The sequence below is a fragment of the Rariglobus hedericola genome (assembly GCF_007559335.1).
Lineage (GTDB): Bacteria > Verrucomicrobiota > Verrucomicrobiia > Opitutales > Opitutaceae > Rariglobus > Rariglobus hedericola.
Genome location: NZ_VMBG01000002.1, coordinates 1,159,493 through 1,184,008 on the forward strand (window position 1 = coordinate 1,159,493; position 24,516 = coordinate 1,184,008).

The following is a 24,516-nucleotide window of genomic DNA, read 5'->3' on the forward strand; positions in this document are numbered from 1 at the left end:
GGGGAACCGGATGGTTCCCAGAGGAGATTTGAGAAAGGTTTTTTCGTGGAAGATTCCTCTATGCCAAAGTTCAGCGTTTGCCTGCGGGCTTCGTTTTTTTCTTGGCAGTGGATTTTTTAGGAGCGGCGGCACGCACGGTTTTTTTGACCGCTTTCTTGACGGTCTTTTTTGCGGTGCTCACGGCGGCCTTGGTTTTAGAAGCGGTTTTTTTCGCAACGGTTTTGGTTTTCGCGGCCGCTGTTTTGACTGCTTTCTTAGCGGTGGTCTTAACGGATTTAGCGGCCGCTTTCACGGTGGCTTTTGCTTTTCCGCCGGCAGTGGGAGCCGGTGATTCATCCGCTGCTGCACCCAAGCCCAGACCGATCACGCCGCCGATGACGGCGCCGATGGGGCCGCCCACCAATGCGCCAAGCAAGGCGCCGCTGGTGCCGACCGTGGCTTTTTGAGTGACATGCAAATGCGAGGCTTCGTCCGGCTTGGTGGCCGGGGTGCGGGAGGGAGGTTTTGTGGCCATAGGTTAAGTCTGCGATGGGTTGTGGTATCGCAGGCTACCCTCAAAGTGGACAACGGCCGGTATAAGTTCCCTAGGATCGGCGCTTTCGCGTATCCAGGTTACAGGGACAGATTGCGCCGCACCGGCCGGTCGAGATCCGAAAAGTCACGACCACCATCGCTGAGATCGGTGACGCGGGTGAACTCTGCTCCGAAGAAAATAATCTGTGCCGCATAATAGCACCACAACAGCAGCACGATCAGCGAACCCGCGGCGCCATAGGCCGAGGCGACACTTGCATTGGCGAGATAGAATCCGAGTCCGGTCTTGCCTGCGGTGAACAGCACGGCGGTGAAGACCGAGCCGAGCCACACGTGCCGCCAGCGCACGCGCGTGTCGGGCAGCAGCCGGAAGATCACGGCAAAGAGAATGGTGACCATGCCGAGCGAGAGCACGATGTTCACCAGTTGAAGCGCGAGTGGCGGCAGGCTGAGTCGTGCGACGGTGTTGGCGCTGAGCCAGCTCAGGAATGCGCTGGCGATGAGCGAGACCAGCAGCAAGAAACCAGTCACGAGCACCATCGCGATGGAGAACAGTCGTTTTCGGAGCGTCCGCCACATGCTGGTTTCCTTGGGGGGTGGCACATGCCAGATGGTGTTGAGCGCATCCTGCAGATGATAGAACACACCGAAGGCACCGAACAACAAGGTGCCGGCGCTGATGATCGTGGCGATGCGACCGGCGGAGTTGTTGGCGGGACTCTGCACGGCTTCGATGGCCGTGCTGGCCTGTTCGCCTGCGAGGTTTTCAATCTCCATGAGAACGCGTTCCCGTGCCGCGTCTTTGCTGTCGAAGAAGAAGCCGGCGAGGGCAATCGCTAGAACGAGCATGGGCGCTATGGCGACGGTGGTGTAGAAGGCGAGGGCGGCACCGAGCCGGCTGACATTGTCCGAAAAGAACACCTTCACCGTCCGCCACAGCAACAGGGGGAAGCGACGAATGAAGAAGGGATCGGCCGGCTGCTTCGCCTTCATTACTTGGTGTCCTTGTTACTTTGATCGTGAAGGAAAATATTGATCAAGAGCCAGAATGCGCCGGCCGCCGCCAGGAGAAAGCAGACAATGGCGATGCCCGGATAACCGAAGAGATGAAAACGCGTTTCGATGCGCATCATCAACGCGGCGCCGATGATAAGCGACGCCAGCATGAGACCGGTGGTGATGCGGTTGGCGATCTTCTGCATGCCGTCGAGCATTAGCTTGGCGTCGACCGCCTTCACTTTCACTTCGACCTCGGAGTTGGTGACCGCGTCCATGATGCGGTTGAGGCGGCCGGGCAGTTGCGTGGTGAAGTCCTTCAACTCAAGCAGCGAGCTGAACGCGCTGCCCTGTGTGAGATCCTTCTTCATGCGTCGCGTCATCATGTCGGTGACGTTGCGGCGGATGGAGGCGTTGGGATCGAATTCGGGATCGAGAATGCGGCCGACCTCGTCGAGCTGCAGCAGGGTTTTTCCGAGGAGCGTGAGCTCGCTGGGAACGAACAGGCCGTTGTCGCGAGCGTTGGTGCTGACATCGAGGAGCGACTGGCCGACTTTGATTTGCTCCAGGCCCTGATCGCGACGGATCGCCACCAGCTGGCTGATTTTGCGGCGGAATTCCGGCGCGTCGAACGTCGGTAGTTTTTCACTCATGCGGATGACCGTCTCGGCGGCCTCCTCGCCCTTGCCCTCACTGACCGCGATCAGGAGTTTGAGCAGGTGTTCCTGCATGCCCGGTCCGGTGTGGCCGACCATGCCGAGATCGAGCAAGGCGATGCGATTGTCGCCGGTCAGGAAGACATTTCCCGGGTGGGGGTCGGCATGGAAAATACCGTCAACGAGAACCTGCTTCAGGTAGGCTTTAAACAGTTCCTCCACCATGAGGGCACCATCAATATCGATGCGGGCCAGCGGGCTGATCGAAGTGATTTTTTGCCCCTGCACATAGTCCATCGTTAGGACGCTGCGCGTGCTGTAATCTATCACGGGCTGCGGCACGGTGATAAGCGCGAACTCCTTCAGATTTTTTCCGACCGTGATTAGATTCTGAGCTTCGTTTTCGTAGTTGAGCTCCTGCTGAATCGCGATGCGGAACTCTTCGAGCACGGTGGCGAAACGATAGCGTTTGCCAGCGGCAGTGTGGTTGTCGAGGAACGAGGCTATTTCGCCAAGAACCTCAAAATCCTCGGCGATCTGCGCACGGATGCCGGGACGTTGGATCTTCACGACAACCTCGCGTCCATCGCGCAGGGCGGCGGCATGCACCTGGCCCAAGGAAGCGGCGGCCAGCGGCGTGACATCGAAGCGGCTAAACGCCTTCGAGATGCGCACACCCAATTCGTTCGCCACGATTTTTTCGACCTCTTCGTAAGGGAAGGGCGTGATTTTATCCTGAAGGCGCTCAAGGGCCTTCAAATAAGGTGCGGGCAGGAGATCGGGACGACCGGCGAGCACCTGACCGATTTTAATGTAGGTCGGACCCATGGCCTCGAGATCATCAGCGAGTTGGTCCGGGGTGACGTCGCCGATTTTTTTGCCCTCTTTTTCGGGATCATAGGGCTCGTCGAACTCCATGTTTTTGACCAAGTCCGAGCGCCCGTATTTCCAGAGAAGAAAGGCGATTTCCTTGTAACGTTTAAAATGGCTGAGGGAGAGTTTCATATGAGAGCTGGTAGTTGCCGACGGACGTTTGCTGGACGTGAGGACCGACAGCTTTTTCTCCCTCCGGTTCGCGGGAGATTATGGACATGAATAAAATACGTCGGAACCAAAGTTGCCCGACGTTGACTGGCTTGAAAGATTGCCAGCCGGCGTGCCGTCGGCCGCATTTATCCCACCATGTTTACCGCCGCCAAAGATGCCATCTCCAGCCAGGCCGCCCGCAGCTACGTCAACGGATTGATCAAGCGCTACGGGGAGGTGCAGGAACTGAAAATCGATTCAAAGGCCAAGACAGTTCACGTCTTGTGCTCATTGATCGGCGAACGGGAACCGGTGACAGTCCGCGTCGACAACTACCGTGTCGTGAACGAAGGTGGTAAGAGCTACGTAGAGGTCAAAGCGTGTTCGTGTTCGCGCCCGTGGATTCAAAACTTGATCGAGGATCACGGTTGCGGCCGCCGCGTGGAAATCCCGGGCTGGGCCGCATCGGCTCTGTAATATCGGCCAAAAGGCGAATGGGACATTTATCCTGTCCTAATTCCGCCAAGCCTAGCTTCACGTTGGGGAAAAATGGCTGCCCGGGTAGGGGTCGAACCTACGACCAAGTGATTAACAGTCACCTGCTCTGCCACTGAGCTACCAGGCAATACACATTTCCCGTGAAGGAGGGGTGAAAAACAATTCAACGCGGCAGGTTGTCAATGCTCGTTTTGGCATTCATGCCAGATTTCCAAAGTTTTGGTTGCCTTCCCTCGGGGGCTCCGGTGTCTTGGACCTCTTTTCTAATACGCCTGCCTTCAATTCCGAGGGAACAGGGGGAACGAAGCTATGAGCAAACAACAACTGATCCTTAACGTCACGACCCGCGCCCAAACCGGTCGTTCTGCCTCCCGCCGCGTGCGCAAGGCCAACCAGATCCCTGCGATCCTCTACGGAAAGCACACCAAGCCCGAGTCCATCGCCATCGATGCACCGGAGTTCGTGCGCCTCCTCAAGTCCGTCGCCGGTCGTGCGCTCCTCATCGAGCTCACCCGTAAAGATGCGTCTGACACGGTTAAATCCCTGTCCTTCCTCCAGGAAGTTCAGCGCGATCCGATCACCGACAAGTTCCTTCACATCGACTTTCAGGAAGTGAAAGCCGACGAAACGCTCGAAATCCGCGTGCCTGTTCAGGTCGTGGGCGAGTCGTTTGGCGTGAAGAACCAGAACGGCGTGTTGGAAGTCGCCACGCACACCCTGCGCGTGCGCTGCTTGCCGAAGGATCTGCCCCCCGTCATCGAGGTCGATGTGACCGAGCTGAAGGTCGGCGAGGCGTTCAAGGTCGGCACGCTCAAGCCCATCTCGGGTGTCGAGTTCCTTGACCTCAAGGGCCAGCCGGTTGTCTCCGTCGTCGAGCCCGTGGGCGAAATCGCCTCCGCCGCTCCCGCCGCTGCTGCTGCCGCTGCCGCTACCGCCGCCAAACCCGGCGCCGCCGCTGCTCCCGCCGCCGACGCCAAGGCCGCTGCTCCCGCTGCTGGCGCCAAGCCGGCCGCCGCTCCCGCCAAGAAGTAAGCTTTGCCGCCTCGGCCCGCCGCTTAACTGCGACGAGCCCGGACGTTCGTTCTTTGAGTCATGTCCATCTCGCTTGTTGCCGGTCTGGGCAACCCAGGTCGCGATTACGATCAAACCCGCCACAACGTGGGTTTCGTCGTCGTCGAGGCGCTCGCCCGTCAGCTCGGCCTTGCTTGGCAAAAGCAACGGTCGTTCGAGGCGGAGGTCGCCCGCTGGGACCCGGAGCCAGGCCGCACCGTCTACTTCGCGAAGCCGCTTACGTTCATGAACGAAAGTGGTCGCGCGCTGCAGGCGATGACGGGGTTCTACAAGATCCCCGGCACCGCGGTCACCGCTGTTTATGACGACCTCACGATCAACCTCGGTCTCGTGAAAGTCAGCGTAAGCGGCAGCGCCGGAGGTCACAACGGTGTGGCCAGCCTGCTCGAGCGACTCGGCAACGGATTTATTCGTTACCGTATCGGCATCGGTCCCAAAGACCCGCCGCAGATGGATCTCAAAGACTTCGTTCTCGGCAAATTTACTCCTTCTCAACAACTCCTCCTCGAAAATAATTTAGAACGCTACGTGACCGGACTCCGCCTCGTGCTAGACCACGGCGCCGACAAGGCCATGAACCAACTCAACCGTAGAGACTCACAATGAGCACCACCACCAAACGCAACTACCGCGCGACCTTCATCCTCGATAACCGCGGTAAGGAAGACACCTTCGACCAGATCATCGAAGGCGTGAAGAAAGACATCATCGCCGTTGACGGCGAAGTCGGCGCTGTCGAAACCCTCGGCCGCAAGGAATTCGCCCGCGTCACCGACCGCAACCTCGTCGGCGCGACCTACGTCCAGGTCTCGTTCGCCGCTCCCGCCACCGGCCCGGCCGCTCTCAAAGAGCGTCTCCGCCTCAACAGCACCGTTTACCGCACGTTCCTCCAGAACGCCTGATTAAACGGGCGAACACCGCGCTCCCATGGCCTCCCTCAACAAAGTAATGCTCATTGGCAACCTGACGCGTGATCCGGAACTCCGGGTTACGCCGAAGGGCACCGCCATCTGCCAGTTCGGACTCGCGGTTAACCGCCAGTTCAAGGACGAGTCTGGCGCCACCCGCGATGAGACGACCTTTGTCGATATCGAGGCCTGGGGTAAACAGGGCGAAACCGTCGCTAAGTATCTGACCAAGGGCCGTCCGCTCTTCGTCGAAGGCCGTCTAAAGCTCGACAGTTGGGACGACAAGACGACCGGTCAGAAACGCAGCAAGATGAAAGTTGTCCTCGAGAACTTCCAGTTCCTCGGCGGCCGCGAAGGCGGCGAAGGTGGCGGCGCTCCCGGCGCAGCCCCCCGCGCAGCTTCCACCGGTGGAGATGAAGGCATCGATCAAACGATCGAACGCCACACGCCTCCCGCGCGCACGGCCTCCAAGCCGACGCCGCCTCCGCAGGACAACATCGACGAAGACGTTCCGTTCTAAACGCGCCCCGCGTTCGCATCCTCTTAAAAATTAAAATCAAACATATATACCATCATGGCTCACCACGAAGTTTTGCTACTCAAGCCCGTTGACGGTCTGGGCGCCGAAGGCGACCAGGTCAAAGTCCGCGCCGGCTACGCCCGTAATTTCCTCCTCCCGCAGAAATATGCGGTCGCCCTCACGCAGGCCAATCGCAAGCGCGTTGACGCGCTGAAGAAGCGCCGCACCGAGCGCGAGGCCTCTGAGCTGTCCGGCGCCCAGGCGCTCGCTGACAAGATCTCCAAGGTCTCCCTCGCGTTCGCCGTCAAGACCGGTGAAGGCGGCAAGATGTTCGGCGCGATCACCGCGAACGACATCCACGAGAAGCTCGTCGCCGGCGGCGTCGACATCGACAAGAAGAAGATCCACCTGCACACGCCGGTGAAGACCCTCGGCAAACACGAAGTGAAGATCAAACTTCACTCCGACGTTTCCGTTGAAGTCTCCTTCGACGTCGTCTCCGAGAATCCGATCGTCGAGGCCGCCGCCGAGGCGCCCAAGGCCAGCAAGGAAGAATATCCCGAGCACGCCGCTCTCGAGAAGCAGGCCGCCCGCCGCGCCGAAAAGGCCAAGCGCAGCGACCGCAAGAAGTAAGGTTCGTCCTTATTTCCTGACGTTCTTCTCCCTCAAAGCCGCGGTCTTTCGACCGCGGCTTTTTCTTTTTACCGCACTTGGTGAGCAACCGGTGAAAAACTTTTCGCAACACACCATTGCTTCTCCGGCGGCACCGTCTTGCCTCTTGCTTCCGTTTCATGGCTGACGACTTTTCGAAATTCCCCCGCCGCTCACGCCGCGACTCCGAAGACCCCCGCGATCTCGCGTCCGTGATCGGGCGTGTTCCACCGCACAGTCTCGAGGCAGAGGAGTATTTGCTCTCATGCTGTTTCCTCGACGGTGCCGACATCGTTGCGCGCTGCTTGGAAGGCAAGCTGGTCGCCAATGCGTTTTATTCGCCGGCCAACCGCGTTATTTTCGAAAAGCTGGTCGATCTCTACAACAAGGGCGTGCCCATCGATCTCCAGATCCTCGCCGAGGAGCTGAAGACCAGCCGCCAGCTCGACGAGATCGGCGGCTATGCCTACCTGACGCAGGTCAGCAGTCGCATTCCGACCACGGCTCAGTCGAATTACTTCATCGAAAAGGTCCGCGAGCTGCACCTGTTGCGCGAACTCATCAAGGTGGCCACCGGAGCAGTCGAGAGCTGCTACGCTTACGAAGGCGGCCTTGAGGAGTTCGTCGACAAGGTGGAGCAGGATATTTTCAAGGTCACGCAAGACCGCGTTTCCGATGGCGCGGTGCAGATGAAAGGGCCGACCAATGAGGCCATGGCCGTCATCACGAAAATGATGATGAAGAAGGGCGAACTCACAGGCGTGTCCTCAGGGTTCAAGGATCTCGATGCTTTTACCTACGGTTTCCAAAAGCAGGAAATGATCATTCTCGCCGCCCGTCCCTCGATGGGTAAAACCTCGCTCGCGCTCAATTTTGCCGAGGCTGCCGCGTTTCCCAAACGAGGGGAGGGCGTTCCCATTTTAATCTTTTCGTTGGAAATGGGCTCGGCCCAGCTCGCGCTGCGTATGTTGTGCGCACGTGCCAAGGTGAACATGAAACTTTTGCGTGACGGCCTGTTGTCCAAAAACGGCGCCGAGCAGCAAGAATTGCTCAAAGCAGCGGACGAGTTTTCGAAATCGCCCATCTTCATCGACGACTCCAGCCATCTGACAATCATGGAGCTGCGCGCCAAAGCCCGCCGTCTCCAGTCGCGCAGCAAACTGGGCCTGATCATCGTGGACTACTTGCAGCTCCTCGCGCCGACGGACTCAAAAACCCCTCGTGAACAACAAGTGGCGGAAATCTCCCGCGGATTAAAAGCGCTCGCGAAGGAACTCGACGTGCCGGTCATTGTATTATCCCAGCTCAACCGTTCCGCCGAAAAAGAAAATCGCACACCCAAACTTTCCGACCTTCGTGAATCCGGCTCGATCGAGCAGGATGCCGACGTCGTTCTCATGCTTGCCCGGCCCAAGGATGCGGACGAAAAATTCCAAGTGGCCGCCGACTCCGCCGAGTTAATCGTTGCCAAGCAACGAAACGGACCGGTAGGAGAACTGAAACTTACCTTCCTCCGAGACATTACACGCTTTGAAAACTACACCCAGTAACCCCTTTTCCGGGGTCGTTCGCCTCGTCTTGGTTATTGCATTGCTCGTCGTGACGGGCGGAGCGGCGTGGGCGCAGGTCGCTGCCCCCGTCTACAAAGTGGGCTCGCTTGACCTCAAATTTGTCGGCGCCGCCAACGTGAACGAACAGGTCGTCCGCGCCAACATGCAGGTGCGCGAGGGCATCGATCTCGACGACTCGCTGATCGACCAGGACATTCGCTCCCTTTATAAAACCGGCCTCTTCGAGTTCATCGAGGTGAAGCGCGATGTGCGTCCCGACCGCATCGTCAATCTGGTCTTCGAGCTCACCCCCAAGTTCCGTGTGTTGAGCGTCCGGTATGATGGCAACGTCAAGGTGAAGAGCCGCCGTCTCGACAAGGAAATCAAAACGAAGCCCAATTCTGCACTCGACGAGCGTCAGGTGAAGGAAGACGTCACCAAGATCCGCGAGTATTACCAGAAGTCCGGCTACAATCAGGTCCAGGTCAGTTACAACATCGAGCGCAACCGCGCCACCGGCTTCGGCAACGTGATCTTCAAGATCAGCGAAGGCGCCAAGGTGAAGATCTCCCGCGTCAACTTCGTTGGCAACGAGCACGCCAAGAAGGGCAAGCTCCGCAAAGTCATGGAAACGAAGAAGTGGAATATCTTCTCGTGGATCACCGGTTCGGGCCGCTTCAAGGACGATCAATTCCAGGACGACTTGGACAAGCTCCGCGATTACTACCGCGAGCTCGGTTACCTCGATGTCGAAGTGCCCTCCGACAAGGTCGAGTATAAATATCCGAGCAGCCGCAAGCTGGTCCTGACCATTCATATCAACGAAGGCCGCCAATACAAAGTCGGCGAAATTTCCATCACCGGAAATACGATCATCGAAACGGAAAAACTTCGCGCCGCCTTGAAGCAGATCACCGGCACGATCTTCGCGCCTTCCTTGATCGATAAGGATGTCACCGCTCTCGAGGATTCCTACGGCAAGGACGGCTACATCGAAACCCGCGTCCAGTTGGTGCGTAAGCCCAATCTCGCGACCGGCGCCATCGACATCGAATACCGCATCAAGGAAAGCGATAAGTTCTACGTCGAATCCATCCGCGTTGAAGGCAACACGAAGACCAAGAGCATCGTGATCCTGCGTGAGTTGGCCCTCGGGCCGGGCGAAGTGTTCGACTCCGTGCGCATGAAGACCTCCAAGCAGCGTCTTGATAACACGCGCTTCTTCGAAGAGGTGAACACCACCCCTGAGACGACCTCGATCCCTGGGCGTAAAAACCTGAAGATCGCCGTCCGCGAAGGCCGCACCGGCAATCTAACCTTTGGCGCCGGCTTCAGCTCGCTGGAGCGCGCGGTGGTGTTCGCCGAACTCACCCAGTCCAACTTCGACCTCTTCAACCGCCGCTCGATGTTCCAGGGCGACGGTCAGAAATTCCGTCTCCGACTGCAGGTGGGCTCCCGTTCCAGCGAGGCGATTCTCTCGTTCGAAGAGCCTTGGTTGTTCGAGCAGCAACTCGCGCTCGGCTTCACGATCTTCCGCTCGGAATCCGACTACAACAGCTCCTTCTACTCGGAAATCCGCACGGGTGCCGAAGTCTATCTTCGCAAGCGCCTGTTCGAGTTGGTCGAAGGCCGTCTTTCCTACGGTTACGAAATCGTCGATATTCAAGACGTCACGCCCGGCTACACCGTTGTTTACCCCGAGGAAACCACCGCGCTTTCGAAGGTCGGTTTCCAGCTCCTGCGCGACACCCGCGACAAGCTGGTTAACACCACGCGTGGCAATCGTATCGAGCTGACTACGGAACTCACCAGCAGCTCGCTCGGTGGTGATGCCGATTACTACCGCCTTGAGGCCAAGGGCTCGCAGTTCTTCCAGTTGTTCGAAACGCAGAACCAAGTTGTCTCCTTCATCGGACGCACCGGCGTGCTGAACTCCTTCGGCGACACGGCACAGGTGCCGTTCTATGACCGCTTCTATTTGGGCGGACCTTACACCCTCCGTGGTTTCGAGTATCGTGATGTCGGCCCCAAGGTATCAGTGGCCGGTGACAACGTTCCCGTGGGCGGCAATACTTACGGATTCCTCAGTATCGAATACTCGCTCGATATCGTGGAGCCTCTCCGCTTTGCCTTTTTCTACGACGCCGGCTTTGTAAACAGCGGTTCGTATGAATTTAGCCCCAGTCAATATAACGATAACTTTGGCTTTGGTCTTCGACTTCTCATCGCCGGCGCTCCCCTGAGCCTCGACTACGGTATCCCGATTACCACTGACAAGGTGAACGACCAAGGCGGTCAGTTTAACTTCTCTTTTGGAACACGTTTCTGATTTAACACTCTCATATTCAATCATCCCTATGAAAACCTCACTTAAATCCCTTATCGCCGTCGCTTTTGCCGGCCTTTTCGCCGTTGCTGCCCAAGCCCAGCCCGCGCCGAAAGTCCTGATCGTCGACATGGCCAAGCTCTATGACGGCCACTTCAAGACCGAAGAGCAAAACGGCAAGTTGAAGGCCGACCAAGCCAAGGCCGAAGAAGAACTCCAGAAGCTCAACGCCGAAGGCAACTCCTTGGTGAAGCAGTTCAATGACCTCAAAGAGCAGGTCAACAACCCCGCGCTCTCCAGCGATGCCAAGGCCAAGTCCCAGGCTGACCTAGAGGCCAAGGGCCAGGAAATTCAGCGCAAGCAGAACGATGTGAATCAGTTCCGCGCCAACACCCAACGTTCCCTTCAGCAGCGCATCAACAACTTCAAGCAGTTCCTCCTCGAGGAAATCAGCAAGATCGCCATTGATATCGCCAAGAAAAAGGGTGCCACCCTGTTGCTCGACAAGTCAGGTCCGACCTTGATCGGCGTTCCCAGCGTTCTCTATTTCGATGCTGGTTATGATATCACCGAGGATGTCGCCAAGGAGATCAATAAAGAGCGTCCGGCCGGCTCCGTGTCCGCCTCGACCTCGACTTCCACGTCGACGTCGGCTCCTGCCGCCAAGCCCGCTTCGAGCGAGGCTCCTTCGGTGTCCTTCCCCGGCGCCAAGAAGTAATCCAAAGCTGGTTAACTCCGGTTTGTGTAAACCCCGCTCACAAGAGCGGGGTTTTTTTGTGCGTGGATCGGTCAGCCATTGCCATGGTTCCGGCCGCGGCCCACGTTTTTGAAGTATGCAGCTCGCTTTCAGTGCCGCCGAGATTGCGGTCATCGTTCAGCCTCTTTCATCCAAAGGATCCACCTCTGCTACCGTGCAGGGTATCGCTTCATTGAGCTCGGCGCGACCGGGCGATCTTTCGTTTTTGGGTAACCCCAAATACAAGACCGAGGTGGCCGCGACCACGGCGTCGATCGTATTGCTGCCTCCGGATTACACGGGCGAACCCGCGCCCGACCAGCAGTTCCTGTTTGTTGAAAAACCCTCGGTTGCGCTGGCCCGCTTGTGTGCGCGTATCGAGCAATTGCTTTGGCCCAAGCCGGCTCCGGGAATTCATCCGACCGCCGTTATCGCTGCGGATGCGCACATTGACGCTTCGGCCACGATCGGTCCGATGTGCGTGATCGAGGAGGGTGTGGTCATCGGTGCGCGCACACATGTGCAGGCCCAGGCGTTTATCGGACGGAATGCACGTATCGGTGCTGATTGCTGGCTGATGCCTCGGGTGAGTGTTTCTACGGAGTGTGTCATTAAAGACCGGGTCCGTCTGCAGGTCGGCGTGATCATCGGATCCGATGGATTTGGTTACGAATTTATGCAGGGCCGGCACGAGAAGGTCCCGCAAGTCGGCAACGTGGTGCTCGAAAACGACGTTGAAATTGGCGCCAACAGCACGCTCGATCGCGCCCGCTTCAGTCGCACTGTGATCGGCGAAGGCACGAAAATCGATAATCTGGTGCAAATCGGCCACAATGTCGTGATTGGCAAACACTGTCTGATCTGTGCCCAAGCCGGCGTCTCCGGCAGCACGACCATCGAGGATTATGTGGTCTTGGGTGGACAGGCGGGTATCGCCGGCCATCTCACCATCGGCAAAGGCTCAAAGGTCGACGGGCAGACGGGCGTCAATTCCGACCTCGCGCCGGGCAGCTTCGTCAAGGGTTCGCCCTGCATGCCTTATAATCTCGAGCAGCGCTTCAATGTGCTGAAGAAAAAGCTCCCGGACCTGTTCAAACGGGTCGATGCGCTCGAGACTGTTGCGGAAGAGCTAAAAAAGTCTTCCGCCGCGTAACATTCCTGACACGGTTGTCACCTTCACCACATGACCGCGCCTCGCCTGAAAGTTTTCTCCGGTAACTCCAATCGTCCTCTCGCCGAGGAGATCTGCCAGCACATCGGAATGCCGCTGGGCGAAGCCACGGTGACCAGTTTTCCCGATGGCGAGTCCTTCGTGAAAATCAACGAGAACGTGCGTGGCCATGATGTTTACATCATCCAGCCGACCTGCACGCCGACGAACCAGTCATTGATGGAGTTGCTCATCATGATCGACGCGGCCAAGCGCGCCTCGGCCCACCGCATCACGGCCGTCATGCCTTTCTATGGCTACGCCCGTCAGGATCGTAAAGACCAGCCGCGCGTGCCCATCACTGCCAAGCTCGTCGCCAACCTTCTCGTCGCCGCCGGCGCGAACCGTATCCTCACGATGGATCTGCACTCGCAGCAGATTCAGGGTTTCTTCGATATTCCGGTTGATCACCTTTTTGCCTCGCCGGTCTTTTTCAAGTATCTCGAGCAGTTCAAGGGCGACAACATGGTCGTCGTTTCCCCCGATGTCGGTGGCATGAAAATGGCCGCTGCTTACGCCGGTATCCTCGGTGCGCAACTGGGTATGGTCTGGAAGAAACGCACCAACGCCACGACCGTCGAGACGGTCAACGTCGTGGGCGATGTCGCCGGCAAGGACGTGCTGCTCGTGGATGATATCACCGAGACCGCGGGCACCCTCGCAAATGCCGCCAAGATTATGCGCGACAGTGGCGCCCTGAGCGTTCGCGCCGCCGTCAGCCACGCCTTGCTCAGTCCGATTGCATACGAGCGTCTCGCGCTCGGCCATATCGACGAGCTCATCACCACCAATTCCGTGCCGGTTGATACGCGCGGACTGCCTATTAAAGTTCTCAGCATCGCCAGCCTCATGGCCGATGCCATCGTGCGCATCAATAACAACGAGAGCGTCACGAGCCTGTTTAAGATCAAGGGCTTCTAAGCGGGCGGGACGGTGGTGGAAGACGGTTTGCGGTGGAACATTTCACTGTCAGGTTCTGTCCTGAAGCCGTCCATGAAAACCAAGTTTTTATCCCGTGCCGTGGCCGCCTCGCTGGCGGTCTCGTTGTTCTCCATCGCTAGCGCGCAGGAAAAACCCTCCGCGCCCAAGCCCGACATCAAGTTCGACAGTTCAGCGATAGGCGATGGCGGCGGTCGCCTGGTGACCAGTTATGCTGATGTGGTGGAGCCCGTGCAGAAGGCGGTGGTCTCGGTTTACTCCACCAAGACCATTCGTGAGCGCGTGCGCATCGACCCGATGCTGCGGCAGTTTTTTGGCAATCAGGTTCCATCCGAGCGCGAGTCGAAGCAGAAGGGCCTCGGCTCTGGTGTGATTGTATCACCAAATGGATACATCCTCACCAACAACCATGTCGTGGCCGATGCCGATGAGCTCAAGGTCTTGCTGGCCGATGGTCGCGAGTTCGTTGCGCGGGTGATTGGCACCGATGAGAAAACCGACGTCGCCGTCATTAAAATTGAAAGCGAGGGACTGCCGGTGCTTTCACTGGCCGACAGCGACAAGCTGCGTGTGGGCGACATTGTCTTCGCGGTGGGTAATCCGCTCGGCGTCGGCCAGACGGTGACGATGGGCATCGTTTCCGCCACGGGCCGCAACGATGTGGGCATCCTCGCCAATGATCAGATCGGCGGCTACGAAAACTTTATCCAGACGGATGCATCGATCAATCAAGGCAACTCCGGCGGCGCGCTGGTGGATGCGAAAGGCCGTCTCGTCGGCTTGAACAGCGCGATTCTGTCGTCGAGCGGCGGCAGCATCGGCATCGGTTTTGCGGTGCCGACTAACCTCGCGGTTTCCATTTTGAACAGCCTCATCGCGACCGGAAAAGTGCAGCGCGGCTACCTCGGAGTCGCTGGACAAAACCTCGATCCGAAGCTCGCTGAAAGTCTCGGCGTGCCGGCCACGACCAAGGGCGTCGCGATCAGTGATGTCGTCAAAGATTCGCCGGCCGCCGCCGCCGGTCTGAAGCGCAATGACATCATCACGAAAGTGGATAATCGCGTGGTGGATTCTCAGCTCACGCTGCGTCTCAATGTCTCGCAGATCGTGCCCGGCACCGAGGTCGGCGTCACGGTTCTCCGCGACGGCAAGGAGAAGGGCTTCAAGGTCAAATTGGGCAGTCTCGACGAGCAGGCCGGAACTTCCAATGAGATCATTCCGGGCGTCACGGTGAAGACCCTCGATGATGAACTTCGAAACCAGTTCAAACTCGATCGCCGTGTGGAGACCGGCGTCGTGATCACGGCGATCGACGACAATTCACCGTATGCGGAAATTCTCGTGCCGGGCCTGTTGATCGTGGAGATCAACCGCAAGCCGGTGACCGATGTGCAAAGTGCCGCTGCGGCGATCAAGCCGGGCCTGAATGCGCTGCTCGTTCAATATCGCGGCGTGCTGCGTTACGTGACGATCAACGTGAAGAAATAAACGGACGAGCCGGACGCGCGTTGTCCGATGAGCAACAAAAAGGCCGCGCTGAAAAGCGCGGCCTTTTGTTGTCGGTCGAGGACCGATGAATGCCGGCAGTTCTTTTAGTTCAGCGACACACCCTTGGCCTTGGCGGCGCGGAGGAGGGCGTCAGCCATGTCGGAGGGCGTTTCGGCGACCTCGATGCCGCACTCTTTGAAGACGGCGATCTTGGCTTCGGCGGTGTCCTCGTGGCCACCGACGATGGCGCCGGCGTGACCCATGCGGCGACCGGCGGGAGCGGTGGCACCGGCGATGAAACCGGCGACGGGCTTCGTGCAGTTGGCCTTGATCCAGCGGGCGGCCTCGACCTCGGCGTTGCCGCCGATTTCACCGATGAGGATGATGCCCTTGGTGTCGGGGTCTGCGTTGAACAGCTTGATGACGTCGAGGTGGCTGGTGCCGTTGACCGGGTCGCCGCCGATGCCGACGGAGGTGGACTGGCCGAGGCCCTTGGAGGTGATTTGGAAAACCGCTTCGTAGGTGAGGGTGCCGGAGCGCGAGACGACGCCGACGTGGCCCTTCTTGTGGATGTAGCCGGGAGCGATGCCGATGCGGCAGCCGCCCTTGGATCCTTCGCCGGTGCCGGGGGTCACGAGACCGGGGCAGTTGGGGCCGATGAGGCGGGTCTTGGCGCCTGACATGGCGCGCTTCACGCGGATCATGTCCTTGATCGGAATGCCCTCGGTGATGCAGACGGCGAGGTCGAGACCGGCGTCAACGCATTCGAGGATGGCGTCGCCCGCGAAGGGCGGCGGCACGAAGATCGTGGAGACGGTGGCGCCGGTGGCTTTGGCGGCATCGACGACGGTGTTGAAGATCGGAACCTTGACGCCGTTGTGTTCGAAGAACTGACCGCCCTTGCCGGGCGTGACGCCAGCGACGACCTGCGTGCCATAGTCGATGGACAGCTGGGCATGTTTGCCGCCGAAGGCACCTGTGATGCCCTGGATCATGATCTTGGTTTCGGGAGTGATGAGAATGCTCATGGGATGTAGGATCTATTTTGGATTTATGATTTTCCCTGAGCGGTTCAGGCGACGAGTTTGACGATCTTCTGAGCAGCGTCGGCCATGGTGTCGCCGGAGACCAGCGCGAGGCCGGACTTGGCGAGGGTTTCCTTGCCCTTGGCGACGTTGTTGCCTTCGAGGCGGACGACGAGGGGGAGCTTGAGGCCGACTTCCTTGACGGCTTCGACGATGCCCTCGGCGATCACGTTACAGTCCATGATACCGCCGAAGATATTAACGAAGATGCCCTTCACGTTGGCATCGCCGAGGATGATCTTGAAGGCCGCCACGACCTTTTCCTTGGAGGCGCCGCCGCCGACATCGAGGAAGTTCGCGGGGTTGCCGCCGTAGTGTTTGATGATGTCCATCGTGGACATCGCGAGGCCGGCACCGTTGACCAAGCAAGCGATGTTTCCGTCGAGGGCGATGTAGGCGAGGTCGTATTTGGAGGCCTCGATTTCCTTCGGGTCTTCCTCGTTCAAGTCGCGGAGGGCGACGATCTCGGGGTGGCGGAAAAGGGCGTTGGAATCGAAGGAGACCTTGGCATCGAGCGCGAGGACGCGGTCGTCGGGGGTGGTGATGAGCGGGTTGACCTCGACCATGGCGGCGTCGGTTTCCCAGAAGAACGTATAGAGATTACGAATGAGCTTGGCGGCGTTCTTGGACTCGACGGCATTGAGGCCGAGTTTGAAGATGAGTTCGCGGACCTGGAAGTCGGCGATGCCGTAAGCGGGATCGATGAGGATCTTGAAGATCTTCTCGGGGGTGTCGTGGGCGACGGTTTCGATGTCCACGCCGCCTTCAGTGGAGGCGACGATCACGGGCTTCGAGGTGGCGCGATCAAGGAGGATGGCGAGGTAGTATTCCTTTTTGATGTCGCTGGCGTGGGTGAAGTAGATCGTCTGCACCTTGCGGCCGGCGGGGCCGGTCTGGATGGTAACGAGCGTGTTGTTGAACATCTTCTTCGCGTAATCGAGGGCGTCGGCCTTGGTCTTGGCGAATTTGACGCCGCCCTTGAAGCCGTCGGTAAAGGTGCCCTTGCCGCGCCCACCGGCGTGGATCTGCGACTTCACCACAACGGGTGCGTCGGGGAGCTGCGCAAGCGCGGACTCGAATTCGGCTGGGGATTTGGCGGCTACACCTTGGGGGACGGAAACTCCGAATTTTTCGAAGAGCGCCTTGGCCTGATACTCGTGGATGTTCATGTGGAACCCAAGAGTTGCCACAATGGGGCAGGGGATGGCACGAAAAAACCGGCGCTACGCGGTTTATGTAAGGCGAAATGTGTGCGGAGTTGCGTTTGTCTAATGCGGAGGCACGCTCCGCCGCCATGCAATCGCACGAGGTCCTGAAGGAGGTCTTGAAGCAAACGAGCGCCAAACAGATCGCCGCCGACATGGGGCTGTCGCTTTCGTTAATTTACAAATGGACGGAGTCGCCGGCTGACGACGCCGGCAGTGGCGCGAGCAACCCGCTGGACCGTATCGATCAGTTGTTGAAGAGCACCGGTGATCGCCGCATCGCCCAATGGGTCTGCGAACGGGCCGGAGGCTTCTTTATCGCCAATCCGGCGCCCAAACCGCATCCGTTTCAGTTAATTCCGATCGCGAACGAAATCGTGCAGGAGTTCGCCGATATGCTGGCGGTGATCGCCGTGGCATCCTCCGACAGCAAAATCACCAAAGACGAGGCGAAGCAGATCCGCCGCCGCTGGGAAGAGCTGAAAAGCGTGACGGAGGGTTTTGTTCACGCTTCCGAGCTGGGGAACTTCTCCGCGCTCAAAAATGAGCTCGAAAACAATCAGTCCTGAGCGGTTTTAGGTTAAAATTGGGATAAGATTAGGATGAAAATTCATCATAAGGGTGCGTGATAGGCGTAGGTCCACCTGTCGATTTACCTACAGAAACCAGTGTTTTGAGCCGTAAACGGGCAGGCGCGTGGGCGGGGTGATGTTAATTGGAGCTTGCAGAATTGGCAGGCAAGTTGCTGAAGTCGGTGCCGGGAGTGCCTTGTATGAATAAAACCCATGCGAGGCCCTTGCCGACCTACACATCAACAAACACAAGCAATGATCAAAAAACTCACTGGTTTGGCGTCCATCGTGGCGCTCGCATCCGTCGCTCAGGCGGAAGTTAAGATTAACGAAAACCTTTCGCTCGATGGTTACGCCATCGGCTCCTACTCGTCCGTCGAGGGTGCTGCCGCTCCGGGCCAGACCACGAACGACACCTTCCTTGACAGCGGCAGCCGCCTGTTCGACTCCGTCAAAGTTGCCGTCAACGGCACCTACGGTGACTTCAGCGGCAAAGTCAGCGTTCTCCTCCAGAGCGTGAACAACACCAGCAACGAGTCGGGCGGCCTCCTCGATGCTTACCTTACCTACACCGCTGGCTCCCTCGCTATCACCGGTGGTAAGTTCAACAGCTGGCTCGGCTACGAGTCCTTCGACTCGCCGAACAACGCTTTCATCAGCTACGGCCTCTCTGGCTACGTCGCCAACTACGCGACTGGCGCCAAGGTTGAATACATCACGGACACCCTGTCCGCTGGCGTTTCCGTTCGTGACTCCCTGACCGCCGGCGACGGCTTCTACCAGGGCGACGGCGACTTCTCCGACAACCTCGGTTACGAAGCCTACGTCCTCTACTCCGGCATCGACAAGCTCACCCTGTTCGCAGGCGCCGGCTTCGGTGACCTCGATGGTGGCGACCTCTCGACCTACAACGCTTGGGCCAGCTACGCGTTCACCGAGAAGTTCTCCCTCGCGCTCGAATACGCCAAGACTGATGACTCCACCGCCGCTGTTTTCGCGGGTGACGTCACCAACTCCTGGCTCCTTCAGGGCACCTATGTCGTCAATGACTCCGTTTCTGTTTCCGGTCGCGTGACCGCTCAGGACACGAAGGCCGGCGACGGTCTCGGCTACGGTGTTGCTTCGACCTACACCATCACCGAGAACTTCGCGGTTAAGGGCGAAGTCACCAAGACCGACTTCAACAATGGCGCTGGCGACGTGTTCACCTACGCCATCCAAGGTTTGTTCAAGTTCTAATTTTTTGGTCTAACCAAAAAATCGGAATTCTACTCATTGCTAGGGCCGGGGCCTAATCGCCCCGGCCTTTTTTGTGCCTGAATAGGACGACTATACATTTTTTCCTCAAGTTGGCAAAGCGGGTGCTATTGGGATGTCACCCCATCTGTCGCCGTTTTAGCGACCAGAGGGTTTAAAATTAACCAAGTCCCAAACACATGTTCAAAGTAACTCAGTTGATGACTGCCGGTGCGCTCGCGCTCGGCACGATGATTGGCTCAGCCCGTGCCGCGGATACCGTCAAAGTCGGTGTTCTCCACTCCCTTTCCGGCACGATGGCGATCAGCGAAACCTCGCTGCGCGACGTGCTGCTGTTTACCTTCGATGAGATCAACGCCAAGGGCGGCGTTCTCGGTAAGAAAATTGAACCGGTCGTCGTTGATGGTGCCTCCAACTGGCCGCTCTTCGCTGAAAAAGCCAAGCAGCTCCTCGAAGAAGACAAGGTCGCCGTGACCTTCGGTTGCTGGACCTCGGTTTCCCGCAAGTCCGTTCTTCCCGTTTACGAAAAGAACAACGGTCTCCTTTTCTACCCCGTGCAATACGAGGGCCAGGAAGAGTCCAAGAATGTGTTCTACACCGCCGAAGCCGTTAATCAGCAGGCCACCCCGGCCATCGATTATCTCCTCGAGCAGGGCTACACCAAGTTCTACCTGATCGGCACCGACTACGTTTATCCTCAAACAACCAACCTCGTGCTGCTGGAATATCTCCTCAGCAAGAAGGTCCCCATCGAGAACATCGGTGGCGGTTTCAAGAAGGATGAGTCCGGCAAGATCATCTCCGCTGGTAAATACACTCCCTTCGGTCACACCGACTACCAGCAGATCGTTTCCGAAATCAAACAGTTCTCCGCTGGCGGCAAAACCGCTGTTGTTTCCACGCTGAACGGTGACACCAACGTTCCTTTCTTCAAGGAATACGCTGCTGCCGGCCTCACCGCCGAAATCGCCCCCGTCGTTTCCTTCTCGATCTCCGAGGACGAATTCCGCGGTCTCCCTGCCAAGCAACTCGTGGGTCAGCTCGGCTGCTGGACCTACTTCCAGTCAATCAAGAGCGACGCCAACAAGGAATTCGTGAAGAACTTCCAGAAATGGCTCAAGACCACGACCGTCCCTGGCATCGTCAAGGAAGGCCGCGTCACCTGCTCGCCGATGGTGCTCAGCTACGACGGTGTTTACCTCTGGAAAGCCGCTGTTGAGAAGGCTGGTTCCTTCGATGTCGACGCCGTGCGCGCCGCCCTCCAGTCAGGCCTGTCCTTCGATGGTCCTGGTGGCAAGGTCACCACCCAGAAGAACATGCATCTCACCAAGAACGTGTTCATCGGTGAAACCACCGCCAAGGGTCAGTTCAAGATCCTCAAGGAGTTCAAAGATGTTTACGGCGAGCCCTGGCTCCTCGGTAAATTCAAGGCTGAGTAAAATTAGCCAATCGGTTTGTGCCATCAGGCACAGGCCTTGCTAGCAGTCCCGTTCATACGGGAGGAGCGGCTCCTTCACAGGAGCCGCTCTTTTTTTTGGCCCGCAGGCCCTCTTATTTATCGATTCCGTGCGCACTTACATCCGGCTGATTTTCACCACTCTTACGCTCTGGCTTGCTGCCAGCAGCTCTCTCTCGGCCGCAGAACCACGCGCCACGTTGGTGGAGGCGATGCTGGCCGATAACGACGCCCGCAAGATCGAGTTGATCACTTCCCTTGCCGGGGAGGTCGATGAATCGATCAAGCCGCTGTTGATCGCATGGCGCGAAGACGGCCTGTATCTTTATGAACCGTCTGGCGCCACTCCGGTGCCGGTTCAATTGACTGGTGAAAAGGATGCCGATGATGCCCGTGCCGCGGTTCGCGTTGATACCGGTGCTCCGCTGGTGGATGCCGAGGGCAAACCGGTCCATCTCGTGGCGGGCGATCTCAACGCAGTAGAGCATACGTCCATGCTCCGGCGTGCGATGAAGGGCGTGCTTGATCTGATCGATATCGGATCTCCCGACGCCAAGAAGCGCCTCCAGGCGATCCAGACTATCGGCTTTGCGCAGGAGACGGATAAGATCCCTGCGTTTCAAAAACGCCTCGCCATCGAGGAAAATTCAAAAGTGCGCCGTGCGCTGCGCGAAGCCATTGCGGTCACGCAACTCAAGGATCCGAGCGACGCGGTGAAGCTGGCGGCGGTCAAGGAGCTTAAGGAACTCCATTCGCTTTCCAGCTACGATTTGATCCGCACGGCCATGCGCGAGGCCGACGCGGCAAAATCCACCGAGCTCGCGACCGAGGCCAAGGCGGCGCTCGTCGCGATCGACAATCACAAGTCCAACATCAACTTTTTTGGCACTCTTTTCCGGGGACTCAGCTTGGGAAGCATTCTGTTGATCGTGGCCATCGGCCTCGCGATTACCTTCGGCCTGATGGGTGTCATCAACATGGCGCACGGTGAGATGATCGCGATCGGTGCCTACACCACTTACCTCGTCGAAAATATTTTTGGCGCCGGTATCACGATTCCATTTTTCGGATTCAGCCTCGCGATACCGGGCATGAATACGACGGGGGCTTTTTATCAGACCTACTTTCTGTTCGCGCTGCCGTTGAGTTTTCTGACGGCCGCGGTGGTCGGGATCGGCCTTGAACGCAGCATCATTCGTTTTCTTTACCGCCGCCCGCTGGAAAGCTTGCTCGCAACATGGGGTGTTTCGCTCCTGCTCCAGCAAGGTCTCAAGCTTATGTTTGGCTCGAATAATGTGCAGGTCAGCAGCCCGAGCTACTTGAGCGGCAACTGGACTGTTAACGATATTATCTTCGGCTGGAATCGCGTGTTCGTGATCGGTTTCGCCGGACTGATCGTATTCGGCGTGTGGTTGATTCTCACCAAGACGCCCCTAGGTTTGCTGATCCGTTCGGTGATGCAGAACCGCGGTATGGCTTCCTGTATGGGCGTGCGCACAGAACGTGTGAACATGCTTACCTTCGGTCTGGGCAGTGGTCTCGCCGGCCTCGCCGGAGCGTTCATCAGCCAGATTGGCAACGTCGGTCCATCGCTTGGCCAGAACTACATCGTCGACTGTTTTATGACGGTCGTGGTGGGCGGCGTGGGCAATCTCGCCGGCACGATCTATAGCGCGCTTGGCATCGGTCTGGTCGATCAGTCGTTGCAGCAGATTTTGCTCAATCCCGTGCTCGGCAAGATTCTCGTGCTCGTGGCGATCATTCTGTTCCTGCAATGGCGTCCATCGGGTCTGTTTGTGACCCGAAGCCGCAATCTCGACGATTGATCACGCCAGTCCGCAACCCGCCTGTATTTCGACCATCGACTTCCGTTTAGCGCTTCCTCTTTCGCATGCCTTCACTTTCCACCCGCCACAAAATCGAGCTGATCGCCGTCGGCGTGATCGCGTTGTTTTTCATCGTGATCTTCCCGCTGCTCAATGCCCACGGCATGGTCAGCAACTTCACGATTAATCTTTGGGGCAAATACCTCTGCTACGCGCTCCTCGCGATCTCAGTCGATTTGCTCTGGGGTTACACCGGCCTGCTCAGTCTTGGCCAGGCGCTCTTCTTCAGTTTGGGCGGTTACATGATGGGCATGTATCTCATGCGCATGATCGGTGAGCTCGGCCAATACAAGAAACCGATTCCCGACTTCCTCGTGTTCCTCGGTTGGACGGATCTCCCGAAATTTTGGGTTCCGTTTTCGAGTTTCCCTTTTGCCGCCGCGATGATCCTGCTCCTGCCGGGCCTTCTGGCTTTGGTGTTTGGTTTCCTCGCTTTCCGGTCGCGAGTGAAGGGCGTTTATTTCTCCATTCTTACGCAGGCTCTCACGTATGGCGCGTCGCTGATGTTTTTCCGCAACGACATGCTGATGGGCGGCAACAACGGCTTCACGGATTTCAAGTTTATCCTCGGCTATGATCTGCGCGATGCCGTCACGCAACGCGGTCTGTTTATTGCCACGGCGGTGGTGCTGCTGATCGTTTATGTCGGACTTCGCGTGCTCAGCTACACGAAGTTCGGCTTGGTTCAGAAGGCCATCCGCGACGGAGAAAATCGTGTGCTCTTCAGCGGCTATGCGACTGCGCATTTTAAACTCTTTATTTTCCTCATCGCCGCTCTGATCGCTTCCATTGGCGGTGCGCTTTACGTTCCGCAGGTTGGCATCATCAACCCGTCCGAGATGACGCCGGACAAGTCCCTTGAAGCCGTCGTCTGGTGCGCGGTGGGCGGACGAGCCACGCTGATCGGTCCGATCATCGGCGCTATTGGTGTCAACTCGCTGAAGAGCTGGGCCTCCCGCGCGGCCCCCGACTACTGGCTCGTTATCCTTGGCGGTATGTTTGTCATCGTCGTGCTTTTGTTGCCCGGCGGCATCGTGAGCATTCCCGCACGCCTCAAGGCACTCTGGCAGCGGTTCAATAAAAAGCCTGCGGAGCCCGAACCGCCTAAACCTGCCGCTCCTCCGCAAGAACCCAACGTGACACCCGCTTCCACTCCATCCCTCTGATACGCCATGACCCAGCCTAAATACATGCTTACGGTCGAGGGCGTCTCGAAGACCTACGACGGTTTCAAGGCCATCACCGACCTGAATTTCTATCTCTTCGAAGGTGAACTGCGCACCGTCATCGGTCCGAACGGTGCCGGTAAATCCACCTTCTTCGATCTCATCACCGGTCGCGCCAAACCCGACAAGGGCAAGATCGAGTTCGGCATGAACACCGACCTCACCAAGATGAACGAATACGAGATCAACCGTCTCGGTATCGGCCGCAAGTTCCAGACGCCCTCGGTTTTCACCGAGCACACGGTTTATAACAACATCGTGCTCTCACTCGTCGGCTCGCGCGGCGTGTTCGCATCTATCTTCAAGCGCCTTTCCTCCACCGAGCGCGATCGTATCGACGAATTGCTCAAGTTGGTCCGTCTTGATACCAAGCGTGATTGGAAAGCCGGTATGCTGGCCCACGGAGAGAAGCAGTGGCTCGAGATCGGCATGCTCCTCGCCCAAGAGCCCAAGATTCTCTTGGTGGACGAACCCGCGGCGGGCATGACCGACGAGGAGACGCATCGCACCGGCGAACTCCTCATTTCGCTCGCCGGCAAGCACAGCATTGTCGTCATCGAGCATGACATGACTTTTGTTAAGCAGATCGCCCGTGACGGCCAGGTCACGGTCCTTCATCAAGGTAGTGTCTTGTGCGAAGGAAAATTCGATGCTGTTCAATCCAATCCGAAAGTCCGCGAAGTCTATCTCGGCCGCGGAAAAAGCGGCGGAAAATAATAC

At 58.0% G+C, this 24,516-nt stretch carries 23 protein-coding genes and 1 tRNA gene; 18 read left to right on the plus strand and 6 right to left on the minus strand.

The features are described 5' to 3' along the window. Window positions 1-70: 70 nt before the first annotated feature. From FPL22_RS15185 to FPL22_RS15195, 3 genes are all read right to left on the minus strand, one after another. Window positions 71-514 carry a hypothetical protein gene (locus FPL22_RS15185; protein WP_144353832.1) on the minus strand — a complete coding sequence of 148 codons (444 nt, stop codon included), beginning with the start codon at window positions 512-514 and terminating at the stop codon, window positions 71-73. A 98-nt stretch (window positions 515-612) separates the two neighbouring features. After that, window positions 613-1,527 (minus strand): YihY/virulence factor BrkB family protein, encoded by a 915-nt coding sequence (locus FPL22_RS15190; protein ID WP_144353833.1) that lies wholly within the window; start codon window positions 1,525-1,527, stop codon window positions 613-615. Beyond that, entirely contained in the window at window positions 1,527-3,191 is a 1,665-nt protein-coding gene (locus FPL22_RS15195) for an ABC1 kinase family protein (RefSeq protein ID WP_144353834.1), read from the minus strand. Before FPL22_RS15195 ends, FPL22_RS15190 begins: the two co-directional genes overlap by 1 nt. A 177-nt stretch (window positions 3,192-3,368) precedes the next feature. Between FPL22_RS15195 and FPL22_RS15200 the strand changes: the two genes are divergently transcribed. Beyond that, window positions 3,369-3,689 carry a hypothetical protein gene (locus tag FPL22_RS15200; RefSeq protein WP_144353835.1) on the plus strand — a complete coding sequence of 107 codons (321 nt, stop codon included), beginning with the start codon at window positions 3,369-3,371 and terminating at the stop codon, window positions 3,687-3,689. Between the two features lie 73 nt (window positions 3,690-3,762). On the opposite strand, the gene FPL22_RS15205 is transcribed toward FPL22_RS15200, so the two are convergent. Then, window positions 3,763-3,837: transfer RNA gene (locus tag FPL22_RS15205), tRNA-Asn, on the minus strand. Window positions 3,838-4,019: 182 nt separating this feature from the next. Here FPL22_RS15205 and FPL22_RS15210 point away from each other — a divergent pair. From FPL22_RS15210 to FPL22_RS15260, 11 genes are all read left to right on the plus strand, one after another. Further along, on the plus strand, window positions 4,020-4,742 hold the full coding sequence (locus FPL22_RS15210) for a 50S ribosomal protein L25 (RefSeq protein WP_144353836.1): 723 nt from the start codon (window positions 4,020-4,022) through the stop codon (window positions 4,740-4,742). Between the two features lie 60 nt (window positions 4,743-4,802). Further along, window positions 4,803-5,387, plus strand: coding sequence for an aminoacyl-tRNA hydrolase (gene pth / locus FPL22_RS15215; protein ID WP_144353837.1), 585 nt, complete (start codon window positions 4,803-4,805; stop codon window positions 5,385-5,387). Further along, the gene (locus FPL22_RS15220; protein WP_144353838.1) at window positions 5,384-5,683 is read left to right on the plus strand and encodes a 30S ribosomal protein S6; all 300 of its coding nucleotides are present in this window, start codon (window positions 5,384-5,386) and stop codon (window positions 5,681-5,683) included. The genes pth and FPL22_RS15220 overlap by 4 nt, the downstream gene beginning before the upstream one ends. A 25-nt stretch (window positions 5,684-5,708) precedes the next feature. Beyond that, window positions 5,709-6,209 (plus strand): single-stranded DNA-binding protein, encoded by a 501-nt coding sequence (locus FPL22_RS15225; RefSeq protein ID WP_144353839.1) that lies wholly within the window; start codon window positions 5,709-5,711, stop codon window positions 6,207-6,209. Between the two features lie 54 nt (window positions 6,210-6,263). Continuing rightward, window positions 6,264-6,842 carry a 50S ribosomal protein L9 gene (gene rplI / locus FPL22_RS15230; RefSeq protein ID WP_144353840.1) on the plus strand — a complete coding sequence of 193 codons (579 nt, stop codon included), beginning with the start codon at window positions 6,264-6,266 and terminating at the stop codon, window positions 6,840-6,842. Window positions 6,843-7,000: 158 nt separating this feature from the next. Continuing rightward, on the plus strand, window positions 7,001-8,410 hold the full coding sequence (gene dnaB / locus FPL22_RS15235) for a replicative DNA helicase (protein ID WP_144353841.1): 1,410 nt from the start codon (window positions 7,001-7,003) through the stop codon (window positions 8,408-8,410). Window positions 8,411-8,438: 28 nt separating this feature from the next. Further along, window positions 8,439-10,739: an outer membrane protein assembly factor BamA gene (gene bamA / locus FPL22_RS15240; protein WP_238991433.1), complete on the plus strand. Its 2,301-nt coding sequence runs from the start codon at window positions 8,439-8,441 to the stop codon at window positions 10,737-10,739. A gap of 28 nt (window positions 10,740-10,767) precedes the next feature. Next, window positions 10,768-11,454, plus strand: coding sequence for an OmpH/Skp family outer membrane protein (locus FPL22_RS15245; protein WP_144353844.1), 687 nt, complete (start codon window positions 10,768-10,770; stop codon window positions 11,452-11,454). A gap of 115 nt (window positions 11,455-11,569) precedes the next feature. Then, window positions 11,570-12,625, plus strand: a complete 1,056-nt coding sequence (gene lpxD / locus FPL22_RS15250; protein WP_144353845.1) for a UDP-3-O-(3-hydroxymyristoyl)glucosamine N-acyltransferase — start codon at window positions 11,570-11,572, stop codon at window positions 12,623-12,625. 30 nt (window positions 12,626-12,655) lie between these two features. After that, a complete protein-coding gene (locus FPL22_RS15255; RefSeq protein WP_144353846.1) occupies window positions 12,656-13,603 on the plus strand; it encodes a ribose-phosphate diphosphokinase in 948 nt (315 codons plus the stop codon). Between the two features lie 72 nt (window positions 13,604-13,675). Then, on the plus strand, window positions 13,676-15,109 hold the full coding sequence (locus tag FPL22_RS15260; protein ID WP_144353847.1) for a Do family serine endopeptidase: 1,434 nt from the start codon (window positions 13,676-13,678) through the stop codon (window positions 15,107-15,109). Window positions 15,110-15,213: 104 nt separating this feature from the next. Here FPL22_RS15260 and sucD read toward each other — a convergent pair whose 3' ends face one another. Both sucD and sucC read right to left on the minus strand, forming a co-directional pair. After that, on the minus strand, window positions 15,214-16,137 hold the full coding sequence (sucD, locus tag FPL22_RS15265) for a succinate--CoA ligase subunit alpha (RefSeq protein WP_144353848.1): 924 nt from the start codon (window positions 16,135-16,137) through the stop codon (window positions 15,214-15,216). 44 nt (window positions 16,138-16,181) lie between these two features. Then, window positions 16,182-17,363: an ADP-forming succinate--CoA ligase subunit beta gene (gene sucC, locus FPL22_RS15270; RefSeq protein ID WP_144353850.1), complete on the minus strand. Its 1,182-nt coding sequence runs from the start codon at window positions 17,361-17,363 to the stop codon at window positions 16,182-16,184. A 125-nt stretch (window positions 17,364-17,488) separates the two neighbouring features. Here sucC and FPL22_RS15275 point away from each other — a divergent pair, with 125 nt between their 5' ends. From FPL22_RS15275 to urtD, 6 genes are all read left to right on the plus strand, one after another. Beyond that, on the plus strand, window positions 17,489-17,968 hold the full coding sequence (locus tag FPL22_RS15275; RefSeq protein ID WP_144353851.1) for a phage regulatory CII family protein: 480 nt from the start codon (window positions 17,489-17,491) through the stop codon (window positions 17,966-17,968). Between the two features lie 258 nt (window positions 17,969-18,226). Then, a complete protein-coding gene (locus FPL22_RS15280) occupies window positions 18,227-19,210 on the plus strand; it encodes an outer membrane beta-barrel protein (protein ID WP_162525330.1) in 984 nt (327 codons plus the stop codon). Window positions 19,211-19,407: 197 nt separating this feature from the next. Further along, window positions 19,408-20,667, plus strand: coding sequence for an urea ABC transporter substrate-binding protein (urtA, locus tag FPL22_RS15285; protein WP_144353854.1), 1,260 nt, complete (start codon window positions 19,408-19,410; stop codon window positions 20,665-20,667). Between the two features lie 127 nt (window positions 20,668-20,794). Further along, complete coding sequence (gene urtB, locus FPL22_RS15290; RefSeq protein ID WP_238991434.1) at window positions 20,795-22,510, plus strand: urea ABC transporter permease subunit UrtB; 1,716 nt, start codon at window positions 20,795-20,797, stop codon at window positions 22,508-22,510. A 65-nt stretch (window positions 22,511-22,575) separates the two neighbouring features. Next, window positions 22,576-23,736, plus strand: a complete 1,161-nt coding sequence (gene urtC / locus FPL22_RS15295; protein WP_144353856.1) for an urea ABC transporter permease subunit UrtC — start codon at window positions 22,576-22,578, stop codon at window positions 23,734-23,736. Window positions 23,737-23,742: 6 nt separating this feature from the next. Beyond that, on the plus strand, window positions 23,743-24,513 hold the full coding sequence (gene urtD, locus FPL22_RS15300; protein WP_144353857.1) for an urea ABC transporter ATP-binding protein UrtD: 771 nt from the start codon (window positions 23,743-23,745) through the stop codon (window positions 24,511-24,513). The last annotated feature ends 3 nt before the right edge of the window (window positions 24,514-24,516 follow it).